The sequence below is a fragment of the Azospirillum sp. UENF 112521 genome, assembly GCF_058780665.1.
Genome location: NZ_JBSNCI010000004.1, coordinates 1,019,300 through 1,031,278, shown reverse-complemented (window position 1 = coordinate 1,031,278; position 11,979 = coordinate 1,019,300). Strand labels below are relative to the sequence as shown.

Annotated in this window: 12 protein-coding genes and 1 pseudogene; 8 read left to right on the top strand and 5 right to left on the bottom strand. The window is 67.2% G+C overall.

The window, feature by feature from the left end; all coding sequences use genetic code 11:
- Window positions 1-188: 188 nt before the first annotated feature.
- Together ada and ACWPN8_RS25055 are read left to right on the top strand one after the other, a co-directional pair.
- Window positions 189-1,277 (top strand): bifunctional DNA-binding transcriptional regulator/O6-methylguanine-DNA methyltransferase Ada, encoded by a 1,089-nt coding sequence (ada, locus tag ACWPN8_RS25060; protein WP_492242668.1) that lies wholly within the window; start codon window positions 189-191, stop codon window positions 1,275-1,277.
- Entirely contained in the window at window positions 1,277-1,972 is a 696-nt protein-coding gene (locus tag ACWPN8_RS25055) for a 2OG-Fe(II) oxygenase (protein WP_492242667.1), read from the top strand. The genes ada and ACWPN8_RS25055 overlap by 1 nt, the downstream gene beginning before the upstream one ends.
- Before the next feature lie 4 nt (window positions 1,973-1,976).
- Here the strand turns inward: ACWPN8_RS25055 and ACWPN8_RS25050 are convergent, their stop codons facing one another.
- From ACWPN8_RS25050 to ACWPN8_RS25030, 5 genes and pseudogenes are all read right to left on the bottom strand, one after another.
- Window positions 1,977-2,795 (bottom strand): ABC transporter permease, encoded by an 819-nt coding sequence (locus tag ACWPN8_RS25050; protein WP_492242666.1) that lies wholly within the window; start codon window positions 2,793-2,795, stop codon window positions 1,977-1,979.
- Window positions 2,792-3,121 (bottom strand): hypothetical protein, encoded by a 330-nt coding sequence (locus ACWPN8_RS25045; protein ID WP_492242682.1) that lies wholly within the window; start codon window positions 3,119-3,121, stop codon window positions 2,792-2,794. Before ACWPN8_RS25045 ends, ACWPN8_RS25050 begins: the two co-directional genes overlap by 4 nt.
- Window positions 3,122-3,468: pseudogene (locus ACWPN8_RS25040) on the bottom strand (ATP-binding cassette domain-containing protein); the annotation flags it as partial.
- Between the two features lie 109 nt (window positions 3,469-3,577).
- On the bottom strand, window positions 3,578-4,555 hold the full coding sequence (locus tag ACWPN8_RS25035; protein WP_395454852.1) for a YVTN family beta-propeller repeat protein: 978 nt from the start codon (window positions 4,553-4,555) through the stop codon (window positions 3,578-3,580).
- On the bottom strand, window positions 4,552-5,772 hold the full coding sequence (locus ACWPN8_RS25030; RefSeq protein WP_492242665.1) for an ABC transporter substrate-binding protein: 1,221 nt from the start codon (window positions 5,770-5,772) through the stop codon (window positions 4,552-4,554). Before ACWPN8_RS25030 ends, ACWPN8_RS25035 begins: the two co-directional genes overlap by 4 nt.
- A gap of 259 nt (window positions 5,773-6,031) precedes the next feature.
- Here ACWPN8_RS25030 and ACWPN8_RS25025 point away from each other — a divergent pair, with 259 nt between their 5' ends.
- From ACWPN8_RS25025 to ACWPN8_RS25000, 6 genes are all read left to right on the top strand, one after another.
- Entirely contained in the window at window positions 6,032-6,907 is an 876-nt protein-coding gene (locus ACWPN8_RS25025; protein ID WP_492242664.1) for a substrate-binding periplasmic protein, read from the top strand.
- Window positions 6,908-6,952: 45 nt separating this feature from the next.
- On the top strand, window positions 6,953-7,807 hold the full coding sequence (locus ACWPN8_RS25020) for a quinoprotein dehydrogenase-associated SoxYZ-like carrier (protein ID WP_492242663.1): 855 nt from the start codon (window positions 6,953-6,955) through the stop codon (window positions 7,805-7,807).
- Complete coding sequence (locus tag ACWPN8_RS25015; protein WP_492242662.1) at window positions 7,804-8,769, top strand: quinoprotein relay system zinc metallohydrolase 1; 966 nt, start codon at window positions 7,804-7,806, stop codon at window positions 8,767-8,769. Before ACWPN8_RS25020 ends, ACWPN8_RS25015 begins: the two co-directional genes overlap by 4 nt.
- A gap of 237 nt (window positions 8,770-9,006) precedes the next feature.
- On the top strand, window positions 9,007-10,770 hold the full coding sequence (locus ACWPN8_RS25010) for a methanol/ethanol family PQQ-dependent dehydrogenase (RefSeq protein ID WP_492242661.1): 1,764 nt from the start codon (window positions 9,007-9,009) through the stop codon (window positions 10,768-10,770).
- Between the two features lie 206 nt (window positions 10,771-10,976).
- Entirely contained in the window at window positions 10,977-11,405 is a 429-nt protein-coding gene (pedF, locus tag ACWPN8_RS25005; RefSeq protein WP_395454860.1) for a cytochrome c-550 PedF, read from the top strand.
- A gap of 56 nt (window positions 11,406-11,461) precedes the next feature.
- The gene (locus tag ACWPN8_RS25000; protein WP_109450061.1) at window positions 11,462-11,920 is read left to right on the top strand and encodes a cache domain-containing protein; all 459 of its coding nucleotides are present in this window, start codon (window positions 11,462-11,464) and stop codon (window positions 11,918-11,920) included.
- The last annotated feature ends 59 nt before the right edge of the window (window positions 11,921-11,979 follow it).

Here is an 11,979-nt window from a genome sequence, read left to right as displayed (position 1 = left end):
GCACGCATGCTTGCATCTTCATCCAGATCACGAACGCCCCGCCTCGAAAGAGACGGGGCGTTTCGCTGTTCGGGCCGTACATTTGCAATTCAAAAGCAAGCGGCGGAGTGTACCGGTTTGTCCGGTGGCTCAGACTGCTCCCTCATCACCCCACGGAACCTGTAAGGTTCGTGCAGAGAGAGGGACACATGACCGTCGCACTCGATACGGCCACATCTGAAATCATCGATGTCGAGGCGGAGCGCTGGGAGGCGTTGCGCCGTCGCGATCCTGTCGCCGACGGGCGGTTCGTTTATGCGGTCCGCAGCACCGGCGTCTATTGCCGGCCAAGCTGTGCCGCACGGCCGGCACGGCCGGAGAATGTCGCCTTCTATGCCACCAACGCCGAGGCCGAACGGGCAGGATTCCGGCCCTGCAAACGCTGCCGGCCCGATGGGCCGAGCCAGGGCGACCGCCGTGCCGGGGCGGTCGCCGCCGCCTGCCGCCTGATCGAGGAGGCGGAGGAAGCGCCGCAGCTGGACGAACTTGCGACCGTGGCGGGGATGAGCCCGCACCATTTCCACCGCATTTTCAAGCAGGTGACCGGGGTTACCCCGCGGGCCTATGTCCAGGCCCAGCGTGCCGCCCGCGTCGCCAATGCCCTGCAGCAGGCCGGCAGCGTGACCGAGGCGATCTATGAGGCCGGCTACGGATCCTCCGGACGGTTCTACGAAACCGCGGGAGTGCGCCTGGGGATGACGCCCACCAGCTACCGCAGGGGCGGAGCGGGGGAGACGATCCGATTCGCGGTCGGCGTTTGCTCGCTGGGCTCGATCCTGGTGGCGGCGACGGAGCGCGGGGTCTGCGCGATCCTGCTCGGCGACGATCCCGATCTGCTGCTCCGCGATTTGCAGGACCGCTTTCCGAAAGCGGACCTGATCGGGGGCGACCCGGCTTTCGAGGCCATGGTGGCGCAGGTGGTGGGGTTCGTCGAGGCACCGGGGACCGGCCTTACCCTGCCGCTGGATATCGGCGGCACCGCTTTCCAGCAGCGGGTATGGCAGGCACTGTGCGCCATTCCCGCCGGCAGGACCGCCAGCTATGCCGAGATCGCCACCGCCATCGGCGAGCCCGCGGCGGTGCGGGCGGTGGCGCGGGCCTGTGGGGCCAATCCATTGGCGGTGGCGATCCCCTGCCATCGGGTGGTGCGGTCGGATGGAGGTCTGTCCGGCTATCGCTGGGGCGTGGAGCGCAAGCGGGACCTGCTGGATCGCGAGCGCAAGGAGGCGACGCGGTGATGGTGATGCAGACTCTGGATTGGACGCGCATCGGCATGGAGCTGGACTCCGTTGGCCATGCCGTCGTGGGGCCTCTGCTGGACGGGGAAGCCTGCAAGGCACTGGCGGGGCTCTATGGGCAGGATAGTCCTTTCCGCAGCCGGGTGGTGATGGAGCGGCACGGCTTTGGAAAAGGCGAATATAAATATTTCAGTTACCCGTTGCCGGAACCGATCGCGGCGCTGCGCGCACCGCTTTATCGGCGGCTGGCGCCTGTGGCCAACCGCTGGGCCGCAGCGATGGGGCTCGACATCCGCTATCCGACGGAGCATGGGGAATTTCTGGAGCGCTGCCACACGGCCGGACAGCGTCGTCCCACGCCGCTGCTCCTGAAATACGGTCCCGGCGACTATAATTGCCTGCACCAGGATCTGTATGGTGAGACGGTGTTCCCGTTGCAGGTCGCCATCCTGTTGTCGGAACCGGGACCGGACTTCACCGGCGGCGAGTTTGTCCTGACCGAGCAGCGGCCACGCATGCAGTCGCGTGCCACCGTCGTGCCGCTGGGGCTGGGAGATGCGGTGATCTTCGCGGTCGATCAGCGCCCGGTGCAGGGCACCCGCGGCATCTACCGCGTCCGGCAGCGGCATGGCGTCAGCCCGGTGCGCTCCGGCGAGCGCTACACAACCGGCATCATCTTCCACGACGCAGCTTGAGACCTCACCCTGCCGCCGACGGGGCCCGCGATCCCATGCCGCGCGCGGGCGAGTAGCCGCGCACCGCAAGTGCTGCGAACAGCAGGGTGGATCCGGCGACGACCGCCAGCGCCAGCCCGTCGACCCGGCCATAGAGGGCGAAACGGATCAACTCCACCCCATGGGTGAAGGGGTTGAGGCTGCACAGCCACCACAACAGAGGGCCGGCCTCCTCCATGCGGTAGAGCGGGTAAAGGGCGGAGGACAGGAAGAAGAGGGGGAAAACCACGAAGTTCATCACCCCGGCGAAATTCTCCAGCTGGCGGATGGTGGAGGCCAGCACCATGCCGAGCGCCCCCAGCATCAGCCCGTTCAGCAGCAATGCCGGCAGCACGGTCAGCGGCGCCCAGACCGGAAGGTCGATGCCATAGAGCCAGACGATTAGCAGGAAGGCCGCCACCTGGAGGATCGACACCACCACCCCGCCCAGGAGCCGCGCCACCAGAAGGAAGGCGCGGGGCAGTGGGCTGGTCAGCAGGATGCGCATGCTGCCCATCTCGCGGTCGTAGACCATCGACAGCGACCCCTGCATGCCGTTGAACAGCTGGATCATGCCGATCAGCCCGGGCACGATGTAGACCTCGTAGGGAATGTAGGTCTCGTAGGGCGGGATGATGGCGATGCCGAGCGCCGCCCGGAACCCGGCGGCGAAGACGAACAGCCAGACCAGCGGGCGCACCAGCGCGCCGAGGAAGCGCTCACGCTGGTGGATGAAGCGCAGCACCTCGCGCGCGACGATTCCCTGGAAGGCGGTTCCCCAGACTTTCAGCTGCCGTCCGGTCATGCCGTGGCCTCCACATCTGCGGCCGGTCGGGCAGCGGTCAGCCGGTCGAAGCTCTCCGCCACGCTGGCGCAGCCGGTTTCGGCATTCACCGCGGCGACCGGTCCGCAGGCGCGGACGCGGCCACGGTGCAGGACCACCACATGGTCGGTGGCGGGATCGATCTCGTCGATCAGGTGGGTCGCCCACAGCACCGAGATGCCGTCCTCCGCGCACAGGGCATGGACATGGCGGATCAGGGTGCGGCGGGCGGGGATGTCCAGCCCGACCGTGGGTTCGTCCAGCAGCAGCAGGGTCGGGCGGTGCAGCAGGGCACGGGCGATCTCCACCCGCCGGCGATGGCCGCCGTTGAGCGCCCGCACCTTTTCCCCCGCCGTTCAAACAGCGACAGGCGGGTCAGTTCCGTCTCGATCCGCCGGTCGGCCTCGCGCCGGCCGATGCCGTGCAGGGCGGCGAAATAGCGCAGATTCTGCAAGACCGTCAGGTCGAGGTCGAGGGTGGGCTGCTGGAACACCACGCCCAGTTCCGCCAGCGCCTTGCCCGGCGCCTGCACGATGTCGTGGCCGTGGATGCGCACCCGCCCGACATTGGGCCGCAGCAACCCGGTGGCCAGCGCGAACAGCGTGCTCTTCCCCGCCCCGTTCGGACCGAGCAGGCAGGTGAAAGCGCCGGGCATCACGCGGAAGCCGACATCCTCCAGCGCAAGGCGGTTACCGCCGTAGCCGTGGCGCAGCCCCTCGACCTCCAATGCCGGCACCGTCATTCCGCCTTCCCCTTCCTGTGCCTCAGCCCTTGACCGCCACGCCCCAGGGGTAACGGCCGACCTTGACCGTCTTGGTCACCTTCAGGCTGTCGACGTCGATCACCGACACGTCGCCGCTGACGCCGTTGGTGGTGTAGAGCATCTTCTGGTCCGGCGTCAGCGCCAGATGCCAGACGCGGCGGCCGACCAGCAGGTAATCCTTCACCTCGAAGGTCTTGGCATCCACCACCGCGACATGGTTGGCCGGGCCGAGCGCCACGAAGGCATAGCGGCCGTCGTCGGTCAGCTTGACGCCCACCGGCTGGATGCGGTCCTTGGCGACGCCCTTGATGTGGAAATCGACGACCTTCTTGACCTGCCGGGTGGCGGTGTCGATGACGCTGACCGTCCCGCCGATCTCCGACGAAACCCACAGCTGCGAGCCGTCCTTGGTGAACTGGGCGTAGCGCGGGCGCGGGCCGACCAGCGTGTTGTCGACCACCGCGCGCTTTTCCATGTCGATCCAGTGGACCATGCTGGTCGTCTCGGAGGTGTTGACGCCCCAGCGGCCGTCGGGACTGACATCCATTCCCTCCGGCTCCACCCCGACATCGACCTGGAAGGCGACCTTGCGCGTCGGCACGTCGACCACGGTGACGATGTTGCTGTCCTCGTTGGCGATGATCAGGCTCTTGCCGTCGGGGCTGAGGGCGAACTGTTCGGGATCCTCGCCCGACGGCAAGTTGTGGACCACCGTCTTGCTGGCAAGGTCGAAGACCTGCACCGTGTGGTCGTCGCTGGCGCAGATGAACAGCTGGGTTCCGTCCCTGGACAGGGTGATGCCGCGCGGGCGCTTGCCGACCTTGATGGTGTCGGTGACCGCCATGGTCTTGCCGTCGATCACCGACAGCGTGTTGTCCTTCTCGTTCGACACATAGATGGTCTGGGCCGAGGCGGCGGAGGCCAGGGTGGCGGCGATCAATGCGGCCAGGGATATGCCGGTGAAGCGGGCGGCGGTCATGGCGTGGTTTTTCCTCGCGTCTTGCAGAGCGTTTCCGGTTGGTCGTAGCCCAGGCTGTCCAGCTCGGTGCGCGGGTGGAGGAATCCCTCCTGTGGCGACACTGACACCAGCGAGCGGTCGGCGGCCAGCAGCACCGGCTGGCGCAGCTGCCCGTCCCAGGGTCGCAGGCTGAGCGGTGTGCCGCGGAAGGCGGACATGGTGAAGTCGGGCGACTGGATGAAGGCGATCAGGCGGTCGGGATCGGCGGTGCGGGCACGGGCGGCAGCCTCGCCAATGACGCGGACGGCGGTCCAGTCATTGTGGTCGCGCGCCGTCATCGGGCGCTTTGCCGCCGCCTTGAAGCGGGATTGCAGCTGTGCAGCCCCCCATTGCTCATGCGTGCGGTGCCAGACGGTGGGGACCAGCCCCTGGGTGCCGGCGACCGCGCGCGGATCGGCGGTGCGGTAGGACAGATAGTCGCCGAACTCCCCGACCTCGTCGGCGACGACCAGCACGTCATAGGCCTTGGCCTGGGTGAAGACCGGAATCTCGGATTCGGCGGTGCGGTTGACGTCGCTTTCGGCGGTCCAATCCTTCTCCGCGACGATCTGGGCGCCGAAGCGCTTGGCGGCGCGGCGGACGGCGTCGGCGTACAGCTTGTCCTCCGGCCGGCGGCCGGTGACCAGGAACCAGCGCGGCCAGCGCTTCTTCACCAGATATTGCCCGAGCGCGTCGGCCAGCATCGCCCGGCTGGGCGCCACATGGATGAGGTTGGCGGCGCAGGCGCTGCCGCGCAGGGCGTCGTCGGGCGCGGTGGCATTCAGCAGAAGCAGGGTGCGTGCCTCCGGCAGCCTCGACAGCGCCTCCACCGTCGCACCCGGCGCGTCGACGACGACGAAGCGGTCGCCGCGGCCGGCCAGTTCGCGCAGGGCGGCGGCGGCATCGCCGTCCGGCGGAACCTCCACGCTGTCGAGAACGAAGGACTGCTTCAGGAACTTGCCGGTCGTGTTGTTGTCGGCGATGGCGAGCGATGCTCCGGCCAAGCCGTCGTCGGCCGCCGGCTCGTCCGGGTTGGCGACGGAGGGCGGCGGCTCGGGCGTCTGCGACAGGAAACCGATGCGGATCTCGCCGACGACGTCGGCGGCTGTGCCGACACCGGGCGCCCCGGCCAGCAGCAGGGCGCCGAGTGCCGCCAGCGACACGCTGTTGAGAAGGCGGGGCAGGCGGAGCTTCGTCATCGTATCCGTCGCATCGTATCCGTCGGAATGCCAACAGTTTGGAGTACAGCCTATCGGGCGAACCACAACTCCGGAATGCGACTATGGAAGCATGGACAGGAGACGGGGTGGGCAGGGCCGGCCAGCCGGGGCTTCCCGAACCGGGGGCGGCCGGGCAAGCAGGGGGCATCTTGTACGAAAGTCCAATTATTGGCTATGCGGAGCGATGGCTATCCTGCCAGCCCGTTCCCTGACGAACCCACCACTGCCGGGACCTGCCATGGCGATTGTGACCCGCCGCCGTTTCCTGTCCGGACTGGCCGCAAGCTGCGCGTCCGCCGGGGCTGCGTCCACGCTCGGTGTCGGACAGGCTGCCGCCCGGCCGCTGGACGAGGTGATGGAGCGCGGGCGGCTGCGCGTGGCGGTCTATCGCGAGTTTCCGCCCTTCTCCTTCCAGCGCGACGGTGCCCTGGTCGGCATCGACGTCGATCTGGCGCGGGCGATTGCCGGGAAGCTGGGCGTCAAGGCCGACATCTACGAGCAGATCCCCGGAGAGACGGTGTCGGACGATCTGCGCGTGGCGGTGTGGCGCGGCAGCCTGTTCGGCGGCGAGCTGGCCGACATCATGATGCACATCCCCTATGACAAGCGCTTCGGCTTGATGAATCCGGAAGCGGTGCTGTTCGGCCCCTATCATCAGGAGGTCTTCGCGCTCGCCCGCGATCCGCAGCGGGTGCGTTCCGCCGTGCTGGCGACCCTGCCGGACGAACCGATCGCGGTGGAGATCGACAGCGTTCCCGACTTCTTCCTGCTGGGTTTGCAGGGTGGCCGGCTGCGCAGCCGCATCATCCATTGCCCGACGCCCGAAGCCGCCATCGAAAAGTTGACCGCCGGCGAGGCGGCGGCGGTGCTGGCGCCGCTGAGCCAGATGCAGGCGGCGCTCGGGGCCAGGATGGAGCAGTTTCCGGTCACCACCGTGACCCTGCCGGGCATGATGACCTCCAACTGGAACATCGGCATGGCGACCAAGGAGAATTCCCGCGACCTCGCCTACAGCATCGGCGACGCGGTGACGGCGCTGACCGAGGACGGAACGATGGCGAAGATCTTCGCCGCCTACGGCGTTACCCACACGCCGCCGCCGCTGGTGGAGTGAGGCGGGGACGAGCGAACGGTTTGCCGTATGGGTCGGGAGGGGTGGATGAGAGACGCGCTGCGCCATGTGGGACTTACCGGTGCGATGCTCGCCGTCGCGGCACCCGCCCTCGCCGCAAGCTCCCCGTCCGATCCACTGAAGTCCGTGATGTGGGACATATTGCGCGACCAGTATTTCGCCGGCGCCCCGGTCGTGTTCGACGCTGCCGTCAAGGTGACCGCTCCGGCGGCGGCGGAAGACACGCGCGCGGTGCCGCTCTCCGTCGACGCCACGGCGCTGGGACAGGTGGTTGAGATGGTGGCGATTGCCGACCTGAACCCCTTCCCGCTGGTGTTGCGCTACCACCCCGGCACTGCTGCGCCCTACATCGCCACGCGCATCAAGATCCAGCAGGCCACCGCGGTGCGCGGCGCCGCGCGCACCGCCGACGGGGTCTGGCATGTCTCCGGCGTGCTGGTCGACGCGGCGGGCGGCGGGTGCAGCGCGCCGCCGGCATCCTATGCCCAGAAGGACTGGGCCGACCATGTCGGCGAGGTGCAGGCCCGGCTGTGGCCGGCGGCTGACGACGGGGTGGCGCGGCTGCGGCTGCGCATCCGCCATCCCAACGACACCGGGCTGGTCGACGGCATCCCGGCCTATTTCGTCGAGACCCTGCAGGTGGATGCGCAGACCCCCGGCGGTTCTCCGACGCTGGCGCGGATCGACAGCCTGGAGCCGGTGTCGGAGAATCCGGTCTTTTCGCTGGATGTCCGCCCGCCGCCGGACGCCACCGCGCTGATCCTGCGTGGCCGGGACAACCAGGGCGGCGAAATCCGGGCGACCATCCCGATGCCGCCGACCGGCGCCAAGCCGGCGATGTCGCTGAAACCTGTCGGGCAGCCGTGGAGTGTCGGGCAATGAGCGTGCCGCTGTTGCGCCGGCTGGTGCTGTCCGCCGCCTTTGCCGCCGTCCTGGCCGCCGGGCTGATGTCGGGTGGCGCATGTGCCGCGGGGACGCTGACCTACGATCTGAAGCCGACGCGGATCGCCCCCGACACCTACGTCTTTGAAGGCTCCACCAAGCATTTCACCCGCGCCAACGGCGGCAACATCCTGAATTCCGGCTTCATCGTCACGGCCGACGGGGTGATCGTCATTCAGACCGGCCCGTCCCGCCGCTATGGCGAGGAGATGCGCGCGGCCATCCGCAAGGTCACAGAGAAGCCGATCCGTAAAGTCTTCGTCAGCAACCTGCATCCGGATTACTGGCTGGGAAACCAGGCTTTCGCCGACGTGCCCGTCGCGGCGCTGCCCGGCACCATCGCCGGCATCCAGGAGGAGGGCAACGGCATCGCCGAGAACATGTACCGGCTGGTCGGCGATTGGATGCGCGGAACCGAGGTGACGCTGCCGACCGAGCCGGTCTATGGATCGACCGTGAAGTTCGGCGACCACCAACTGCGGCTGATCCCGCTGAGCGGCCACACCGCCGCCGACCTGATGATCCTGGACGAATCGACGGGCGTGCTGTTCACCGGCGGCGTGGTGTTCTGCGACCGCACCCCGACCACGCCGCACGCCACCGTCGCCGACTGGCTGAAGGAGTTGGATGCGGTCGATGCGCTGGACATCCGGTTGCTGGTGCCCAACCACGGCCACATCCGTCCCGACAAGGCCTGCGTCGCCCAGACCCGCGACTGGCTGACCTGGCTCGACGGCACGCTGCGCCATGCCGTGGAGTCCGGCCTCGATATGGCCGAAGCGCTGGAGCTGCCGATTCCGGAGCGGTTCCAAGTGCTTGACGTGCTGCGCGAAGAGTATCGCCGCTCCGTCGCCCATCTCTGGCCAAGGATCGAGCAGGCAAGTCTGCTGCGGGTCAATTGACGGCCCGGTGACCCGGAGGAGAACTGACGCTTACGCCTGCTACTATCCGACAATTTACCCGACCGATCATCCGTCTACACTGCCGAATATCGTAGAGCGACGCGGCCCCTCCGGCCGCCAAAAGCTTGAAAAGCCGCCCCGATTCCGTTCGCCACCGCCGGACCCGCCCGTCCGGCGGCAACGGGCGGGTCTTGCCCGGGCGGTGCCGTCATCATCAGTTTTGGGAGGCAACCGCACATGAAGCGCCTGGTTACAAGTCTCGCCCTGGCAGCCTCGCTGACCGCGTTCAGCGCCACCGGCGTCCTCGCCGCCGACGCCGGTGGCCCGTCCAGCGACGATCTGCTGAAGAGCGCCACCAACACCGAAGCGGTTCTGACCTATGGCATGGGACCGCAGGCCCAGCGCTTCAGCCCGCTGACCGACCTGAACGCCGACACCGTCAAGAAGCTGGTTCCGGTCTGGTCCTTCTCCTTCGGCGGCGAGAAGCAGCGCGGGCAGGAAGCCCAGCCCATCATTTATGACGGCACCATCTACGTCACCGGTTCCTACTCCCGCCTCTACGCGGTCGATGCCCGCACCGGCCACAAGAAGTGGGAATACAACCACCGCCTGCCCGACGGCATCATGCCCTGCTGCGACGTGGTGAACCGCGGTGCGGCGATCTACAAGGACAAGATCTACTTCGCCACGCTGGACGCCCGCCTCGTCGCGCTGAACCGCGAGACCGGCAAGGTGGTGTGGAACAAGAAGCTGCAGGAATACAAGGAAGGCTATTCCAACACCGCCGCCCCGCTGATCATCGACGGCAAGATCATCACCGGCAATTCCGGCGGCGAGTTCGGCGTCATCGGCATGGTCGAAGCCCGCGATGCCGAAACCGGCGAACTGGTCTGGCAGCGCCCGACCATCGAAGGCAACATGGGCACGCTGAACGGCAAGGAGTCGACCGTCACCGGCAAGACCAACGCCAGCTGGCCCGGCGACATGTACAAGACCGGCGGCGGCGCCACCTGGCTGGGCGGCACCTACGATCCGGAAACCAAGACGCTGTTCTTCGGTACCGGCAACCCGGCGCCCTGGAACTCGCACCTGCGTCCGGGCGACAACCTCTACACCTCCTCCACGCTGGCCATCAATCCGGACAACGGCGAGATCAAGTGGCACTACCAGACCACGCCGCATGACGGCTGGGACTTCGACGGCGTCAACGAGTTCGTGTCCTTCGACCTGAAGAAGGACGGCAAGGTCATCAAGGCCGGCGGCAAGGCCGACCGCAACGGCTTCTTCTACGTCATCGACCGCAACACCGGTAAGCTGATCAACGCCTCGCCCTTCGTCACCAAGATCACCTGGGCCAAGGGCATCGACATCGAGACCGGCCGTCCGATCTACAACGACGACAACCGTCCGGGCGCCCCGGCGACCAGCGATGCGCATGACGCCAAGGGCAAGTCGGTCTTCGCGGCCCCCGCCTTCCTGGGTGCCAAGAACTGGATGCCGATGGCCTACAACCCGCAGACCGAGCTGTTCTATGTCCCGGCCAACGAGTGGGGCATGGACATCTGGAACGAGCCGATCACCTACAAGAAGGGTGCGGCCTATCTCGGCGCCGGCTTCACCATCAAGCCGCTGTATGACGACTACATCGGTGCGCTGCGCGCCGTCGATCCGAAGACCGGCAAGATCGTCTGGGAATACAAGAACCCGGCCCCGCTGTGGGGCGGCGTCCTGACCACCGCCGGCAACCTCGTCTTCACCGGCACGCCGGAAGGCTATCTGAAGGCCTTCGACGCCAAGTCGGGCCAGGAGGTCTGGAAGTTCCAGACCGGCTCCGGCGTGGTCGGCAGCCCGGTCACCTGGAAGATGGATGGCGAGCAGTATGTCGCCGTCGTCTCCGGCTGGGGCGGCGCGGTGCCGCTGTGGGGCGGCGACGTCGCCAAGCTGGTGAAGGACATCAACCAGGGCGGCTCTCTCTGGGTCTTCAAGCTGCCGAAGGCCTGATATCAGGCGCGGACAGGCGGGAGGAAGGCGGGCCGGAGCGATCCGGTCCGCCCATTTCCGTGTCTGCACCTGCCATAGTCATCTCAGGCATTGATTTGGTTATGTCCTACCATAGTCCAATTATTCGCAGGTCCCTCTGCTGATAACGTCCGCTCATGCGAAGCAAAGGCCGCAGGGCGGCCAGAAACAGAGGGAACGTCTTTCTCATGAATGCACGGATTGTTCGGCTTGCGGCAGCGATTGGTCTGATCGGCGCCGTCGCTCTTCCCGGTCTGGTTTACGCCCACGGCGATGTCGTCCCGCAGCCGGTGGACACCACCGGGCTGGAGAAGCTGGGTGAGAAGTGGCGGGACAGCAATCCCTACCGCGGCAACCCGCGCGCCATCGAGATCGGTTCGTCCGCCTTCAACCAGAACTGCGCGCGCTGCCATGGGCTGGGTGCGGTGTCCGGCGGCATCGCCCCCGACCTGCGCTACCTGGAGAAGGGGGATGCCGGCGACGAGTGGTTCAAGGAGCGCGTCACCAACGGCTCGATCCGCAACGGCGTGACCTACATGCCGCAGTTCGGTGAAGCGCTGGGGCAGGAGGCGCTGTGGTCGATCCGCTCCTGGCTGGAAACCGTGCACGAGGAGTGACCCCTGCTGGATCGTCGGCTCCTTCCCTCCCTTCCTCTCTTCCAAGGTGGTCATCCATGATTCGCAGAACCGCATCCCTGGTCGCCGTCGCGGCGGCCCTGCTGACCGCACCGGCCTTCGCCGCCGATCACGCCACGCCGGAACAGGCCAAGTCGCTGGTCGCCGAGGCCGTCGCCTATCTGAAGGACAAGGGGCCGGACGAGGCGACCAAGGCCTTTCAGGACCCCAAGGGCAGCTTCCGCCGCGGTGAGCTGTATGTGTTCGTCTTCGACACCGACGGCCGCTATGTCGCCTCCGGCGCCAACCCGAAGCTGGCCGGATCAAACGCCGCCGATCTGAAGGATGCGGAAGGCAAGCCCATCGTCCAGGCGATGATCACCGAGACCAAGGACAAGCCGAACGCCGTCATCGACTATGTCTGGCTGAACCGTCAGACCAACAAGGTCGAGCACAAGCATTCCTACGTCACCCGCGATGGCCGTTACATCGTCGGTGCCGGGACGTACGATCAGTGACGGCCTGAGACCTCCGCCGCCGGATAGCGTCTGAAACAATTCCGCCCGGCCCCCGTACG

Excerpts from the sequence above, each read along its gene's own strand:
- ada (WP_492242668.1), top strand. The coding sequence starts at position 189 with ATGACCGTCGCACTCGATACGGCCACATCTGAAATCATCGATGTCGAG.
- ACWPN8_RS25055 (WP_492242667.1), top strand. The coding sequence starts at position 1,277 with ATGGTGATGCAGACTCTGGATTGGACGCGCATCGGCATGGAGCTGGAC.
- ACWPN8_RS25050 (WP_492242666.1), bottom strand. The coding sequence starts at position 2,795 with ATGACCGGACGGCAGCTGAAAGTCTGGGGAACCGCCTTCCAGGGAATC.
- ACWPN8_RS25035 (WP_395454852.1), bottom strand. The coding sequence starts at position 4,555 with ATGACCGCCGCCCGCTTCACCGGCATATCCCTGGCCGCATTGATCGCC.
- ACWPN8_RS25030 (WP_492242665.1), bottom strand. The coding sequence starts at position 5,772 with ATGACGAAGCTCCGCCTGCCCCGCCTTCTCAACAGCGTGTCGCTGGCG.
- ACWPN8_RS25025 (WP_492242664.1), top strand. The coding sequence starts at position 6,032 with ATGGCGATTGTGACCCGCCGCCGTTTCCTGTCCGGACTGGCCGCAAGC.
- ACWPN8_RS25020 (WP_492242663.1), top strand. The coding sequence starts at position 6,953 with ATGAGAGACGCGCTGCGCCATGTGGGACTTACCGGTGCGATGCTCGCC.
- ACWPN8_RS25015 (WP_492242662.1), top strand. The coding sequence starts at position 7,804 with ATGAGCGTGCCGCTGTTGCGCCGGCTGGTGCTGTCCGCCGCCTTTGCC.
- ACWPN8_RS25010 (WP_492242661.1), top strand. The coding sequence starts at position 9,007 with ATGAAGCGCCTGGTTACAAGTCTCGCCCTGGCAGCCTCGCTGACCGCG.
- pedF (WP_395454860.1), top strand. The coding sequence starts at position 10,977 with ATGAATGCACGGATTGTTCGGCTTGCGGCAGCGATTGGTCTGATCGGC.
- ACWPN8_RS25000 (WP_109450061.1), top strand. The coding sequence starts at position 11,462 with ATGATTCGCAGAACCGCATCCCTGGTCGCCGTCGCGGCGGCCCTGCTG.